Annotated in this window: 12 protein-coding genes; 7 read left to right on the forward strand and 5 right to left on the reverse strand. The window is 67.7% G+C overall.

The annotated features are described in order from the left end of the window. From argS to F468_RS0102095, 5 genes are all read right to left on the reverse strand, one after another. Positions 1–1,764 (reverse strand): arginine--tRNA ligase, encoded by a 1,764-nt coding sequence (argS, locus tag F468_RS0102075; protein ID WP_018993443.1) that lies wholly within the window; start codon positions 1,762–1,764, stop codon positions 1–3. Between the two features lie 75 nt (positions 1,765–1,839). Next, the gene (locus F468_RS0102080) at positions 1,840–4,035 is read right to left on the reverse strand and encodes a primosomal protein N' (protein WP_018994538.1); all 2,196 of its coding nucleotides are present in this window, start codon (positions 4,033–4,035) and stop codon (positions 1,840–1,842) included. Between the two features lie 377 nt (positions 4,036–4,412). Continuing rightward, entirely contained in the window at positions 4,413–5,801 is a 1,389-nt protein-coding gene (locus F468_RS0102085) for an NAD(P)(+) transhydrogenase (Re/Si-specific) subunit beta (RefSeq protein ID WP_018139014.1), read from the reverse strand. Beyond that, complete coding sequence (locus F468_RS0102090) at positions 5,798–6,109, reverse strand: NAD(P) transhydrogenase subunit alpha (RefSeq protein ID WP_012981664.1); 312 nt, start codon at positions 6,107–6,109, stop codon at positions 5,798–5,800. The genes F468_RS0102085 and F468_RS0102090 overlap by 4 nt, the downstream gene beginning before the upstream one ends. Further along, entirely contained in the window at positions 6,106–7,239 is a 1,134-nt protein-coding gene (locus F468_RS0102095) for an NAD(P) transhydrogenase subunit alpha (protein ID WP_018649190.1), read from the reverse strand. The genes F468_RS0102090 and F468_RS0102095 overlap by 4 nt, the downstream gene beginning before the upstream one ends. A gap of 390 nt (positions 7,240–7,629) precedes the next feature. On the opposite strand from F468_RS0102095, the gene F468_RS0102100 reads away from it, so the two are divergent. The 7 genes from F468_RS0102100 to F468_RS0102130 all read left to right on the forward strand — a co-directional run bounded on the left by F468_RS0102100 (position 7,630) and on the right by F468_RS0102130 (position 14,617). Further along, positions 7,630–8,211 (forward strand): HNH endonuclease, encoded by a 582-nt coding sequence (locus F468_RS0102100; RefSeq protein WP_018139016.1) that lies wholly within the window; start codon positions 7,630–7,632, stop codon positions 8,209–8,211. Positions 8,212–8,320: 109 nt separating this feature from the next. Continuing rightward, positions 8,321–9,415 (forward strand): ferrochelatase, encoded by a 1,095-nt coding sequence (gene hemH, locus F468_RS0102105; RefSeq protein WP_018994539.1) that lies wholly within the window; start codon positions 8,321–8,323, stop codon positions 9,413–9,415. A gap of 6 nt (positions 9,416–9,421) precedes the next feature. Continuing rightward, positions 9,422–10,201: a molybdopterin-binding protein gene (locus F468_RS0102110; RefSeq protein WP_018994540.1), complete on the forward strand. Its 780-nt coding sequence runs from the start codon at positions 9,422–9,424 to the stop codon at positions 10,199–10,201. A gap of 118 nt (positions 10,202–10,319) precedes the next feature. Then, positions 10,320–11,039, forward strand: coding sequence for a 2OG-Fe(II) oxygenase (locus F468_RS0102115; RefSeq protein ID WP_026296487.1), 720 nt, complete (start codon positions 10,320–10,322; stop codon positions 11,037–11,039). Positions 11,040–11,147: 108 nt separating this feature from the next. Continuing rightward, on the forward strand, positions 11,148–13,283 hold the full coding sequence (locus tag F468_RS0102120; protein ID WP_026296488.1) for an adenosylcobalamin-dependent ribonucleoside-diphosphate reductase: 2,136 nt from the start codon (positions 11,148–11,150) through the stop codon (positions 13,281–13,283). Positions 13,284–13,302: 19 nt separating this feature from the next. Beyond that, positions 13,303–13,995, forward strand: coding sequence for a hypothetical protein (locus tag F468_RS0102125; RefSeq protein WP_018994543.1), 693 nt, complete (start codon positions 13,303–13,305; stop codon positions 13,993–13,995). A gap of 229 nt (positions 13,996–14,224) precedes the next feature. Continuing rightward, complete coding sequence (locus F468_RS0102130; RefSeq protein WP_018175232.1) at positions 14,225–14,617, forward strand: hypothetical protein; 393 nt, start codon at positions 14,225–14,227, stop codon at positions 14,615–14,617. Positions 14,618–14,725: the final 108 nt, after the last annotated feature.

Raw genomic sequence — 14,725 nt, forward strand, 5'->3', positions numbered from 1 at the left:
CTACATCCGTTCGGGGGCGGTGACGCCGAGCAGGCGCAGCCCATTGTGCAGCACCTGTTTGATGCCGGTCAGCAGCGCCAGGCGCGCGCCGATGACGTTGGCGTCCTCTGCATTCAGGAACGGCACGGCGTTGTAGTAGGTGTGGAAGCCGGCGGCCAGCTCGCGCAGGTACTGGGCGATCTGGTGCGGCTCGCAGGTCTCGGCGGCTGCCGCGATCACCTCGGGGAAGCGGTCGAGCCGATCCAGCAGGTCGTCTTCCTGCGGCTCGGTCAGGCGTGCGGACAGCCCGGCGTCGTCCAGCGCGCTGGCGGTATGGCCGCGCTCGGCGGCGGTACGCAGCACGCTGGCGATGCGCGCGTGGGCGTACTGGATGTAATACATCGGGTTGTCGTTGGACTGCGACTTGGCCAGGTCCAGGTCGAAGTCCAGGTGCTGGTCGCAGCGCCGCTGTACATAGAAGAAGCGCGCGGCATCCGACCCGACCTCGTCGCGCAGCTCGCGCAGGGTGACGAACTGCCCGGCGCGGGTGGACATCGGCAGGCGTTCGCCCCCGCGGTAGAGGATCGCGAACTGTACCAGCAGCACGTCTAGGCGATCGGCCTCCAGGCCCAGGGCCTGCAGGGCGGCACGCACGCGCGGGACGTAGCCATGGTGGTCGGCGCCCCAGATGTTGATCACGCGCTCGAAGCCGCGCTGGAACTTCTCGCGGTGGTAGGCGATGTCGGAGGCGAAGTAGGTGTAGTCGCCGTTCTCGCGGCGCACCACGCGGTCCTTGTCGTCGCCGTAGTCGGAGGAGCGGAACCACAGGGCCCCGTCCTTTTCATAGAGCGCGCCATGCGCCTCGAGGTCCTGCACCGCGGCATCGATTGCACCGGAGTCGGCCAGGCTGCGTTCGGAGAACCAGCACTGGTATTCGACCCCGAACTCGCGCAGGTCGTCGCGGATGTCTTCAAGGATCGCGTTCAGGCCGCAGTCGAACACCGTGCGGTACAGCGCCACGCCCAGCAGTTCGCGGGCGCGGGCGATCACCGCGTCGATATAGACCTCCTTGTCGCCACCGGCCGGCTCGTCCGGCGGCAGGTCGCGGGTCACGGCCTCGGCCGGATGCACGGCCTGGTCGCCGATCTGTGCGGTCAGGGCCTTGGCGACCGGATAGATGTAGTCGCCCTGGTAGCCGTTGGCCGGGAACGGGACCTGTACGCCGTGCTGTTCCAGGTAGCGCAGCCAGACGCTGGCGGCGAGGATGTTCATCTGCCGCCCGGCGTCGTTCACGTAGTACTCGCGGGTGACGTCGAAGCCGCAGAAGTCCAGCAGGTCGGCGACGGTGGCGCCGAAGGCCGCGCCGCGCCCGTGGCCGACATGCAGCGGGCCGGTGGGGTTGGCGGAGACGAACTCCACCTGCACCGGGCGCCCGTTGCCTACGCTCGAGCGGCCAAAGTCGGCACCCTGGGTGGCAATGCGGCCCAGCACCTGGGTGCGGGCATCCGCGGCCAGGCGGAAGTTGATGAAGCCGGGGCCGGCGATCTCGGTGCCGGCCAGGCCGGGCACGGCCGGCATCGCGGCGCACAGGGCCTCGGCCAGGTCACGGGGCTTGGTCTTCGCCGGGCGCGCGAGCTGCATCGCCAGGTTGCTGGCAAAGTCGCCGTGTTCGCGGTCGCGGGCACGCGTCACCTGCACCTCGACACCGTGATCGGCGGGTACGCGGCCATCGGCCACCAGGGTCTCCAGGGCGGCCGCGAGGGCCTGGGTAAGGGCGTCTTTCAAGGGAACCGAGTCCGTCGTCTCAAAAGCCCGGCATTCTAACCAGAATGCCGGCCCGATGCCTGTTCTGTGCGGGTTTCAGGCGAGCGAGACCGGGTCCACGTCGATCGCGATGCGAACCCCGCGCGGCAGATCCTCGGTCTGCCAGGAATGCCGCGCCTGCGCGAGCGTCCGGTGCAGGGCCTGGCGCTCGGCCGCGCGCAGCAGGATCTGCTCGCGGAAACGCCGGTTCACGCGGTGGCGCGGGGCGGGCGCCGGACCCAGCACGCGCAGGTCCCCGTGCCGCGTCGCGAGCAGGTGTCCCGCGATGGTCTCCGCGTGGCGATGCGCCGCCGCGGCCTCGGCGGCCTCGACGCGGACCAGGGCCAGGTGCCCGTACGGCGGCAGCCCGGCCGCCTCGCGTTCGGCCAGCAGCGGCTCCAGCATCGCCGGGTAGTTACCGGCATCCAGCCCCCGCATCAGGGGGTGATCGGGGTGGCCGGTCTGCAGCAGTACCCGCCCGCCCCCGTCGCCCCGGCCCGCGCGACCGGCGGCCTGCACGATCAGTTGCAGGGTGTGCTCGGTGGCACGCAGGTCCACGCTGAACAGCCCCTGATCAACGTCGACCACGCCGACCAGTCCGACGCGCGGGAAATCGTGCCCCTTGGCCAGCATCTGGGTGCCGACGACGATTGCGGCATCCAGCTGCCGGATGCGATCCAGTGCGGCCTCCAGGGCCCCCTTGTGACGCACGCTGTCGCGGTCGAGACGGATGATTGGTGTCTGCGGGAAGTGCCGAGCCAGCGCCTGTTCCAGGCGCTGGGTGCCCAGCCCGCGGTGGGCCAGGGTCTCGCCGCATTCCGGGCAGTGTTCGGCGCGGGGCTCCTGGTGCCCGCACAGGTGGCAGATCGCGCGGCGATCATGGGCATGCACGGTCAGGTGGGCATCGCAGTCCGGGCAGTCGGCGACCCAGCCGCAACCCTCACAGGTCAGCACCCGGGCAAAGCCGCGCCGGTTGAGCAGGACAAAGCACTGCTGGCCCTCGGCCAGGGTCTGCTGCATCGCATCCAGCAGTGGAGCGGTCAGGCCCTCGTCCGGGCTGTGCACGCGGGTGTCGATCGTCTCCACGCCAGGTGGCTGCGTGCCATCTGGGCGGGTGCGCAGATGTACATGGGTGTAGCGGCCCTGGCGCGCGGCGTGCAGGGTCTCCAGGGTGGGCGTCGCCGAGCCCAGCACGACCGGGGTGCGTTCCAGTTGCCCCCGCTTGACTGCCAGATCCCGCGCGCTGTAGCGAAAACCGTCCTGCTGCTTGAAGGCGCTGTCGTGTTCCTCGTCGACGATGATCAGGCCCGGCTCGGGTAGCGGGACGAACAGGGCCGAACGGGTCCCGACGACGATGCGGCGCTCGCCCTGGCGGGCGGCCTCCCAGGCGCGCAGGCGCTCGCCCTCGGCCAGGCCGGAGTGCAGCAGTGCCACCTGTCCCGGAAAGCGCTGCTGGATGCGCCCTGCAAGTTGCGGCGTCAGCGCGATTTCCGGGATCAGGAACAGGACCTGACGGCCACGCGCGACCGCATCGGCGGCCATGCGCAGATAGACCTCGGTCTTGCCGCTGCCAGTGACGCCCTCCAGCAGCATCGGGCGGGGATCGTCCGGCGACACCGCCGCGATGGCCGTCTCCTGCTCGGGGGTCAGGGTGTAGCCGATGCCGGTGGGGGGCGCTGGGGCGCGTGGATTGGCACGGGTCTGTTCCAGCCAGCCGCGTGCCTCCAGCTGTCGCAGGTCCTTGGCGGTGATCTGCAGGGCGGCCGTGGTGGACAGCGTCGTCCGGTCCAGCGCGGCCCCGAGCGCGGGCAGGGCACGAAGGATGGCGAGCTGGCGGCGGCCCCGTACCTGCCCTTCCGCCAGCGCTGTGTGGCCAGCCGGGGTGAGCCGCCAGAGGGGTTCAGGGGTCAGGGTGGGTAGAAGGTGGCCCCGCCGCAGGGCGGGTGGCAGCGCGCCGAGGAGGGCCTCGCCCAGCGGGTGGTGATAGTAGCGGGCACCAAAGCGCAGGAGTTCCAGAACCGTCGGCGTTAGGATCGGCCCCGGATCGGGGGAGGGCAGTGCCTCGCGCAGCTTGTTCTCGGGCACGTCGCTTTGGTTCGCGAGTGCGACGACGATGCCGATCGCCTCGCCACGCCCGAAGGGTACACGGACCCGTTGCCCGGGCCTCAGATCGGTGTCGTCGGGGATCCGGTAGTCGAACAGGCGGTCCAGCGGTCGGTCGAGTACGACCTGGGCAATTCCGTTCTCGGGCATGCGACTAGTCTACGCCAGTCCGCAGGGGCGCAAGAGTGTGACCGTTATCCACAAAACCTGTGGATAACTCTGTGGAGGAAATGGGGTGAAACGCGCTAAACGCCTGTTGCTGCTTGGTTCGTATCAGAATGGCCAAAAAGCGACCAAAGTGTTTTTGTGTATTTAGATCAACAGCTTGTGAGGTATTGGTGATATCGGTTGGCTGTTGTGTCACCTAACTGCCATCGTTTGTATCCGCCTGTGGGTATCCTGTACAGGTCGTGTACAGGTGTTGGTCCGGTATTGATCTGCCGGAGGGCTGCGCACAAAAAAGCCCGGCCGCCGAAAACGGGGGCCGGGCTCGCAAGCGAGGACCGGGCGCCAGGCCCGGTCCGGGCCTAGCCGAGGGCCTTGACCGAGGCCACCAGTTCGGCGGCCACCTTCTGGCCGTCGCCGTACAGCATCTGGTTGTTGTCGGCATAGAACAGGTGGTTCTCGATGCCCGAGAACCCCGCGCCCTTGCCGCGCTTCACGCAGATGACGTTCTGGGCCTGGTCGGCGTTCAGGATCGGCATGCCGTAGATCGGCGACTCCGGATTGGTCCGAGCCACCGGGTTCACGACGTCGTTCGCGCCGATCACCATTGCGACATCCGCGGTCTTGAACTCCTCGTTGATCTCGTCAAGATCGAAGATGATGTCGTAGGGCACGCCGGCCTCGGCCAGCAACACGTTCATGTGCCCGGGCATGCGGCCCGCGACCGGGTGGATCGCGAACTTCACGTCCACACCACGCTTCTGCAGCAGCTGGGTGAACTCCCAGATCTTGTGCTGCGCCTGCGCGACGGCCATGCCGTAGCCCGGCACGATAATGACCTTCTCGGCGTAGGCCATCATGATCCCGGCATCGTTGGCCTGGATCTCCTTCATCGTGCCTTCGATCTCTTCCTCGGCACCCCCGGAGGAGCCGCCGAACTGGCTGAACAGGATGTTCTTGATCGGACGGTTCATCGCCTTGGCCATCAGCTGCGTGAGCAGCGTACCGGCCGCACCGACCACGATACCGGCGATCATCAGGGCCGGGTTGTCGAGGACGATCCCCTTAAGGCCGACCGCGAGGCCGGTCAGCGCGTTGTACAGCGAGATGACCACCGGCATGTCGGCGCCGCCGATCGGGAGGGTCATCAGTATGCCGAAGGCCAGCGACAGCACGAAGAACAGCAGCAGAGTGAACGAGCCGATCTCGCCGCCACTGGTGGCCATCATGAAGCCCAGCAGCACGGTGATCGCGAAGATCGCGATGTTCACGACCTGCTGGCCGCCGAAGGTGAAGGTCTTCTTCATCAGGCCTTCAAGCTTGGCGTAGGCCACCAGCGAGCCGGAGAAGGCCACGGAGCCGATCAGCGAGCCGGTCACGGCGATCGCCAGACCGGTGTTGGTGACGGTTTCCGGGGTGGCCTGCAGCAGGTAGATCGCACCGATACCGGCCGCGGCGCCGCCGCCCATGCCGTTGTACAGCGCGATCATCTGCGGCATGTCGGTCATCGCGACCTTCTTGCCGCTCCACCAGGCCAGCGCACCACCAATGGCGATACCCAGGATGATCAGGGTGTAGTTCACGCCGCCGGAGATCTCCGGGTGCACGAAGGTCACGAGCGTGGCGATCACCATGCCCACGCCGGCCCAGATGATCCCCGGACGCGCGGTGGTCGGGGAAGACATCTGCTTGAGGCCGACGATGAACAGCACCGCCGCCGCGAAGTAGGCGAGGTTGATGATCAGACTCATGCCTTATCTCCCTTCTTGTCGTCCTTCTTGCTGGTCGTGAACATCTCCAGCATGCGTTCGGTGACGACATAGCCACCTACGGCGTTGCCCGCGGCCAAGATTACGGCGACAAAGCCGATGGCCTGTTCCAGCGGCGTCTGGGCATGGCCCAGCGCGACCATGGTCCCGACCAGCACGATGCCGTGGACGAAGTTGGAACCGGACATCAGCGGGGTGTGCAGGATGACCGGCACCTTGGAGATGATCTCGTAGCCGGTGAAGGCCGCGAGCATGAAGATGTACAGCGCGATAAAGCCTTCGATGATCATGATTGCGCTCCCTTCAGGGCCTCACGGGTGGCCTCGTGCACGATCTCGCCGTCGCGGGTCAGCACGCTCTTGGCGATGACCTCGTCTTCCCAGTCCGGCTTGAATTCGCCGCCCTCGGCGATCATCGGCGTGAGGAAATTGAGCAGGTTCTTGGCATACATCTCGGAGGCGTGCAGCGGGACCTGCGAAGGCACGTTCAGCGGCGCGTGAATGACCACGCCCTTGTGCTTGCTGGTCTTGCCCGGCTTGGACAGCTCGCAGTTGCCGCCGCCCTCGGCTGCGAGATCCACGATCACCGCGCCTGGCTTCATGCCCTCGACCATGTCCTTCGGGATCAGCTTCGGGGACTCGCGGCCCGGGATCGCGGCGGTGGTGATCAGCACGTCCGCCTTGGCGATGTATTCGCCCAGGGCGTCCTGCTGCTGCTTCTTCTCTTCCGCGGTCAGTTCGCGGGCATAGCCGCCTTCGCCCTCGGCGGAGACGCCCAGATCCAGGAACTTCGCGCCCAGCGATTCGACCTGCTCCTTGGTCGCGGAGCGCACGTCGTAGGCCTCGACCATCGCGCCCAGGCGTTTGGCCGTGGCGATCGCCTGCAGCCCGGCCACGCCGGCGCCGATCACGATAACCTTGGCCGGGCGGATGGTGCCGGCCGCGGTGGTCAGCATCGGGAAGAAGCGGCAGGACAGATCCGAGCCCATGATCGCGCCTTTGTAGCCGACCACGGCCGCCTGCGAGGACAGCACGTCCATGCTCTGCGCGCGCGAGATGCGCGGGATCAGTTCCATCGCGAAGCTCAGGATCTTGCGTTCCTGCATCGCCTTGACCACGTCCGGGTTGCGGTGGGCGTGGAACAGGCTGACGACGGTCGAGCCCTCCGGCAGTTGATTGACCTCTTCCACCGTCGGCGGCGCCACGCGGACCATCAGGTCCGACTGGCCGTAGGCCGCTTCGGTGTCGACTACGGTAGCCGACTCGTAAGAGTCATCCGGGAAATGGGCGTTGGTGCCAGCCCCTTTCTCCAGTTGCACGGTGACGCCCAACTGGGCGAACTTGGCCGCCACCGTCGGATCCAGGGCCACGCGGCGCTCGCCGCTGGCACTCTCCTTGGGAACGGATAATTTGATTGCCATGCGCTCTCTCCCCGGGCCAAGCGTTCCCGCAATCCCTCCGGGACGTTCGGCCGCGCTCGCGGGTGGTAATAAGGACGCCGAATAAGGCTTTTGTGGCCCATTCGGCGGAAAAAACGGCCAGCAAGTGTAGCGGAATCGCCTTCGCGCTTAAACAGCCCACCCATTTGTCGCGAATTCCGGGCCACCGCCGGCGGCTCAAACCGGTATTTATGCCCTTGTAATTGCGTTGAACGCCCGGCCTGTTTATTGTCAAGCAAGTTTCGTGCGATCCCGCGCCGCGCCAGCGGTCGACTCGGCGAAGGGGACATGGATTTGCTCACGCCCGGGGCGTCGGGCCTGCTCAAATTCCGCGTGAGCAAATCCGTGTTTCCTTGGAGACGGGACGAGGTCATGTTGCCGACCGAGCATCAGGTCCTGCGTACGGACGCTGCGGGCATGCCACTGGAATGGATCGGCCTGGAACAGGCCGTGCGCCTCTATTACACCGAGCAGGTCGCCTACGCCTGCGGGAGTCTGCTGTATCGCGTGCGCGGCGGCATCAACGCCCGTACCGGGCTGCAGTCCCGGGTCGAGGTCAACTCGATCATCGCCACCTTCGGCACCCGCCAGTCCCGCTTCAATCACTACATCCCGCCGCTCAACAACACCACTCTGTTTCGCCGCGACGCACATCTGTGCCTGTACTGCGGCCAGCACTTCTGTGAGCGTGATCTCTCGCGCGACCACGTCACCCCGATCAGCCAGAACGGGGCGGATACCTGGAACAACGTGGTCACCGCCTGCAAACGCTGCAACAACCACAAGGCCGGGCGCACCCCCGAGCAGGCCGACATGCAGCTGCTGGCGATTCCATTCACGCCCACCCACGCGGAGTACATCTATCTGAAAGGCAAGCGGGTGCTGGCCGACCAGATGGAGTTCCTGCTGGCGCATTTCCCCCGGACCAGCCCCCTGCGCGGCCGCCTCGGCTGATCGCACCCGCGCGCCTCGTGCGCGGCTCGCGCTATCCTTGGCAGGGAACCAACGCAACTGGCGTGACTCCGACAGGAGTCATCCACCCTCTATTGCCGCAGGGAGCACCATGAAGTACTTCGGAGAAGCGGATTACCGCCACGGCCAGCCGCGCAAAGCGGGCGTACTGCTGACCAACCTCGGTACGCCGGACGAGCCCACCGCCCCGGCGCTCAAGCGCTATCTGAAGGAATTCCTCTGGGACCCGCGCGTGGTCGAGTTCCCGCGCCCGCTGTGGTGGCTCATTCTCAACGGCATCATCCTCAATATCCGCCCGAAGCGTTCGGCCGCCAAGTACGCCACCGTCTGGACCGACGACGGCTCACCGCTGCTGGCCATCTCGCGGCGCCAGGCCGAGGGCGTGCGCAAGCGTCTGGCCGAACAGGTCGGCGAGGAGGTACCGGTCGCGCTGGGGATGCGCTACGGCAACCCCTCCATCGAGGCGGGCCTGGACGAGCTGCGCCGCCAGGGCGTTCGCCGCGTGATCGTGTTGCCCCTGTACCCGCAATATTCCGGGAGCACCACCGGCTCCACCTTCGACGCGGTGGCCGACGTACTGAAGGGCTGGCGCTGGGTCCCGGATCTTCAGTTCGTCGCCGCCTACGACGCCGAGCCCGGCTATATCGAAGCACTGGCCAGCAGCGTGCGCGAGCACTGGAATGCGCACGGCCGGGCGGACCGCCTGGTGATGTCGTTCCACGGCATCCCGAAGCGCTATCTGCTCAAGGGTGACCCGTACCACTGCCTGTGCCATGCCACCGGCCAGAAACTGGCTGCAAGGCTGGGTCTGAACGACGACCAGTGGCAGGTGACCTTCCAGTCGCGTTTCGGCCGCGAGGAGTGGCTGAAGCCCTATACCGACAAGACGATGAAGGCGCTGCCCAGGGAGGGCGTGCGCACGGTGGACGTGATCTGCCCCGGTTTCTCGGCCGACTGCCTGGAAACCATCGAGGAGATCGGCGACGAGAACCGCGAGATCTTCCTCAAGGCCGGTGGCGAACGCTTCCACTACATCCCGGCGCTGAACGACCGGTCCGACCACCTCGACTTCCTGGCCGGACTGGCCCGCCAGCACATCGCCCCGTGGCTGGACGATCCGGACAATGCCCCCGAGGCACGCGCCGCCGCCCGCGAACGGGCGCTGGCCCTGGGCGCGCAGCAGTAGGCCGCGATGGACGAGACCACCGCGCCCGGGCGAGTCGGCGAACCCGGCGAGACCGAGATCGGCGCCGTGATCATCGGCGACGAGCTGCTCAGCGGGAAGCGCCGTGACCGGCACCAGGAACACCTCACCGCGGCCCTGGCGGAGAAGGGGCTAGAGCTGGCCTGGATCCGTATTGTCGGGGACCACGCCGGCCGCCTGACGCAGACCTTTCGCGAGACGCTGGCAACCGGGGCGGAGGTCTTCAGCTTTGGCGGGATCGGGGCCACGCCGGATGATCGCACCCGCGCCTGCCTCGCCGAGGCGCTTGGGCTTCCCCTGCGGCCGCACCCGGATTTCATGACTATCCTCGAGGAACGCTTTGGCGCAGAGGCCTGGCCGCATCGCGTGCGCATGGCCGAATTGCCGGAAGGGGCCAGCCTGATCCCGAATCCGGTCAACGGCATCCCGGGGCTCAGCTGCCAGCGGCATCACTGCGTGCCGGGATTCCCGGTCATGGCCGAACCGATGGTGCGCTGGGTGCTGGACCAGCGTTTCCCCGGGCGCGATGCCGCCGCCGGCTCGGTCGAGGAGGTGCTGGTGCTCGAGAACATGACCGAGAGCCGCCTGGTCCCGGTGCTCGAGGCCATGGAGGCGGCATTCCCCGATTTGCGCATCTCCTGTCTGCCACGGATGGACCGCCAGGCCCCGCAGGTCGAGCTGGGTCTGCGCGGCCCCCGCGCCCGCGTCACCGAGGGGCTGGCCGCGCTGCGCCAGCAGCTAATTTCCGGGGGCTTTCTGAGCCACTGACAGGGTAGTGTCGCGCGGTCCAGTGGGGGGCTTGCGCGCCCCTGCTTTCCCGGTATATTGCATTGGGCAGGCACTTGCCTGCGTGCCGCGTTCGCGGCCCGAATGGAAGACCCCGCCCGTGAACCTGCCTGTTCCTGACCCCATGTGGTCGGACCCTGTCGAGACGCTTCCGGCGCGTGCGCCGGGTGTAATCGAATCCCGAGTGCCCGAAGCCTGCGAGCCGGAGGGCTGGCTGGATGCGCTGGTGCACGATCAGCGGTGCGTCTGGCCTGACTTCCTGCCTGCGGAGACGGTCGATGCGCTGCACGACGAGGTCTATGCCCTGCGTGATGCCGCGCAGCTGGCGCAGGCGCGGATCGGTCGGGGTGGCGAGCGCCATCGCGACCGATCCACCCGCGGCGACTGGATCCACTGGCTGGATGGCGCCAGCCCGGCGCAGCAGGCGTTCATGGCACGCCTGGATGAGATCCGTCTGCAGGTGAGCCGGTCGTTGATCCCGGGGCTGTTCGAGACCGAATCGCACTTTGCCCTGTACCCGCCCGGGACCCACTACGAGCGCCATGTAGATGCCTTCCAGGCTGGCAATTGCCGCCGGCTGTCGCTGGTGTTCTATCTGAACCGCGACTGGCGCGAGCAGGACGGCGGCCAGCTCGCGATCTACGACGATGCGGACCGCGAATGCCAGCGCATTCAGCCGACGGCCGGTACCCTGGTGATGTTCCTCAGCCAGACCGTGCCGCACGCAGTGCTGCCCACCCGCCGCTGGCGCGCCAGCATCGCCTCCTGGATGCGTGTGCGCGAGCTTGCCAACCCGCTCGCCGGGCTCGACCGCTTCTGACGCTTCTGACACCGGCCGCGGCGCGTTCTTGCAGCCTGCGGCGACGGCGCCCATGATCGGGGAAGGGCGCTCCGCGCCCTTCGGTCGAGCGCAATGCGGCGGGCCAATATGGGCAAGATCCGGCAATGGCAGGACAACGATCGCACCTCACGAGACACGTCGCCCGACGTGCCCCTGCAGCCCTCGTCGGCTTCGATCTGGGCCGAGCGCTATCAGCTGCGTGACGCCCGGGGCGAGCCGGTGGATGCCTCGGTCGGGGCGATGTTCGACCGTGTCGCCGGGGCCCTCGCCGCGGTCGAGGCGCCGGACAAGCGCGCGTCGATCGAGCGCGAGTTCCGCTGGGCGCTGGACAACGGCGCCATCCCGGCCGGGCGGATACTGGCCAATGCCGGGGCCGAGGCGTACAAGCCGCAGACCACACTGATCAACTGCACCGTCTCGCGCACGATCCGGGATTCGCTGCAGGCCATCCTCGATGCCAATACGGCTGCCGGGCTGACGCTCAAGGCCGGGGCCGGCATCGGCTATGACTTCAGCACCCTGCGCCCGAAGGGTGCGCTGGTCGCGGGTGCGGGCGCGCCGACCAACGGTCCGGTCGCGTTCATGCAGATCTTCGACCAGACCTGCCGCACCATCGGCGCGGCCGGAGGTCGCCGCGGGGCACAGATGGCGACGCTGGATATCGGCCATCCCGATATCGAACGCTTCATCCTCGCCAAGCGCCGCAAGGGGCGGCTGACCCAGTTCAACCTGTCCGTGCTGGTGCGCGATGCCTTCCTGGAGGCGGTCGAGCGCGACGACGAATGGGCGCTGGCCTTCCCGCTGTTGCCCGTGGAACAGGACGCGGTGGCCGCCTCCGAGCTTGTCTATCGCGACTGGCCGGTGGTCGAGGACGGCTACCGCGTGGACGACCAGGGCCGGGTCGCCTGCCGTATCTACCGCCGCGTGCGTGCCCGCGAGCTGTGGGACACGTTGATGCGCAGCACCTATGACGTCGGCGAGCCCGGCGTCATCCTGATCGACCAGGTCAACCGCCAGAACAACGCCTGGTTCGACGAGGTAATCCGCGCCACCAACCCCTGCGGGGAGCAGCCGCTGCCACCGGACGGGGCCTGTCTGCTGGGGTCGGTGAACCTGACGCGGTTCGTCTCCGCGCCGTTCACCGCAGACGCCGCCTTCGACTGGGCGCGTTTCGAGCGGGTGGTGCGCGTGTTCACGCGCATGCTGGACAACGTCGCGGACATCTCCGGGCTGCCTCTGCCGGAACAGCGCGCCGAGATGCTGCGCAAGCGCCGCCACGGCATGGGCATCCTCGGGCTCGGGTCCGCCCTGGCGATGCTGGGGGAGACCTACGGCTCGGAGTCGGCCGCCGACTTCACCGCAGAGGTCTGTCGCCGCCTGGCGCTGGAGAGCTGGCGGGCCGGGCTGGAGCTGGCGCGCGAGAAGGGGCCGGCGCCGATCATGGACGAGGACTTCACGCTGACCGCGGACATGCTCCGGCGTCAGCCGGCGCTGGCCGAGGCCGGCTATCAGGTGGGCGACGTGCTGAAGGGTCGGGAGCTGCATGCCCGCTTCAGCCCCTACATGCAGCGCATCGCCGAGGAGGACCCGGCGCTGGTTGCGGCGCTGGCCGAGGAAGGCGCGCGCTTTACCCACGCCACCTCCATCGCGCCCACCGGGACCATCAGCTTCTCGGTCGCCAACAACGCGAGCAACGGCATCGAACCGACCTTTCTCCATCACACCACGCGCAACATCCGCCGCCCCGGGCGGCGCACCCGCGAGGCCGTGGACTGCTACTCGTTTGAGCTGCTGGCCTACCGCGCCTGGGTCGATGCCGAGGCGGGACCGTGGGATCTGCCCGCCCACGCGATCACTGCGGACCAGGTCAGTGTGGACGCCCACATCCGCATGCAGGCCGCCGCGCAACCTTGGGTGGACTCGGCCATTTCCAAGACGCTCAACGTCCCGACCGATATCCCGTTCGAGGACTTCCAGCAGGTCTACCTGCAGGCCTGGCGCGCTGGCCTCAAGGGCTGCACCACCTACCGGCCCAACCCGCAGGCGCAGATGGGCGTGCTGATGGACCCCGAACGCCTGCGCAGTACCTGGTATACCTTCGCCCTGGCGGATGGCCGGGAGCTGACCCTGCGCGGTGACGAAGAGGTCGAGTACGAAGGCCAGATCCACACCGCCGCCAATCTCTTCGCCGCGCTGGACGAGGGCTACTACGACGACGTCTGACGCCGCCGGGGAGGACACGATGCACCGGATCGACCAGCCCATCATCGCCTTTCGCCGCTCGGACACCCCGCAGGGCGAGGGCGCGTCTAGCGGTGACGACCACCCGCTGGGCAAGCGCATCCCGTCGCGCCCCGAGGGCGAACTCGAGTCGGTCACCGAGAAGGTGCGCTACTGGACCCAGGACGGGCCGCAGACGGTCTATCTGGTGGTCAGCTTCGTCGCCGTCTCCGGCACGGTCAGCGGCGAGCGCGTGACCATCGAGCGCCCGATCGAATTCTTCCTGCCCACCGGGCAGCACTCCGAGTCCTACCAGTGGATCTCCGCGACCATGCGCAGCCTGTCGCTGGCGGCCCGTGGCGGCTACGCCGCCCGCGCCCTGCGCGACCTGCGCAAAGTCACCTGGGACCGCGGCCCGGTTCGCTGCGGCGAGAACGAATACGGCAAACCGCTGTACCACCCCTCCGAGGTCGCCGCGATCGCCCACGCCCTGCAGCGCATCCTCCAGCGCCGCGGCTTCCTGGATCCCGACGGCCACCCCCGCCCGCTACGCGAACTGGTCGCCAACTACCGCGACCGGACCCCGAAAGCCTCCGGCATCCTGGAAGCCCCGTACCTGGTGGCCACAGCCACCCCTTGCCCGCAGTGCGATGGCCATCTCGAGATCATCGACGGCTGCCCCACCTGTCGCGACTGCGGCTACTCGAAGTGCTGAGCATGGTTCCTGGGTAAGGATTACCCGGCGCGTTATCGGTCGTTGGGGGGCGGCCGCCTACGGCGGACGTTAGCCCGTCGTGATGCCGCGTTTTGCGCCCACCCACGGCCGGGTGATACACAGGGTCCGGGATCCCCGATTCGGGTGCAGACGCGGCGGCAGGGGTGCAACGGTCCTGGTCGCCCAGTCTCGGTTCGTGGGGGCACATTTCAGGCAACGAGGACAGCGCATGAATAATGTGGGGCGGAAGGCGAAGTGGGGTGCGGCGGTTGCCGTGGGTGCGGCGATGTTGGGCGTCGGCGCGATCGCCGCGGCCGATTCCTCGGTGGTTGAGGTCGACAATCGCTCCAGCGAGTCGATCCAGGGCTCGGTGCTGGAACTCTCCAGCTACACCGAGCGTTCCTTTAATCTCGCCCCGGGGGCGCGAACGGATCTGAAATGGGACGGCTGGTATCACGAATACGTGTACAACCTGGATGGCGAGTCACCCAATGTGGTGCGCTTTCAGTCCCGTTTTCCCAACCGCGATTACCTGTCGAACGACATCACGATCACCTATTTCGACGGTGACGACGGGGTGGAACACGAGATCGAGTGCGGCGAGCCCTGCTACTGGCCCTGATCCGCATCGATCTCTCCATCTGTGGCGCGCCGGCGCCCTCCTGTCCGATTCAGCTGCGTGGCGTTTGCCGGCAGGCCAGGGCCGGTGTTTGTGGCCACCGGCCGTCGG

This window comes from Thioalkalivibrio sp. ALJ2, from assembly GCF_000378325.1.
Taxonomy (GTDB): Bacteria; Pseudomonadota; Gammaproteobacteria; order Ectothiorhodospirales; family Ectothiorhodospiraceae; genus Thioalkalivibrio.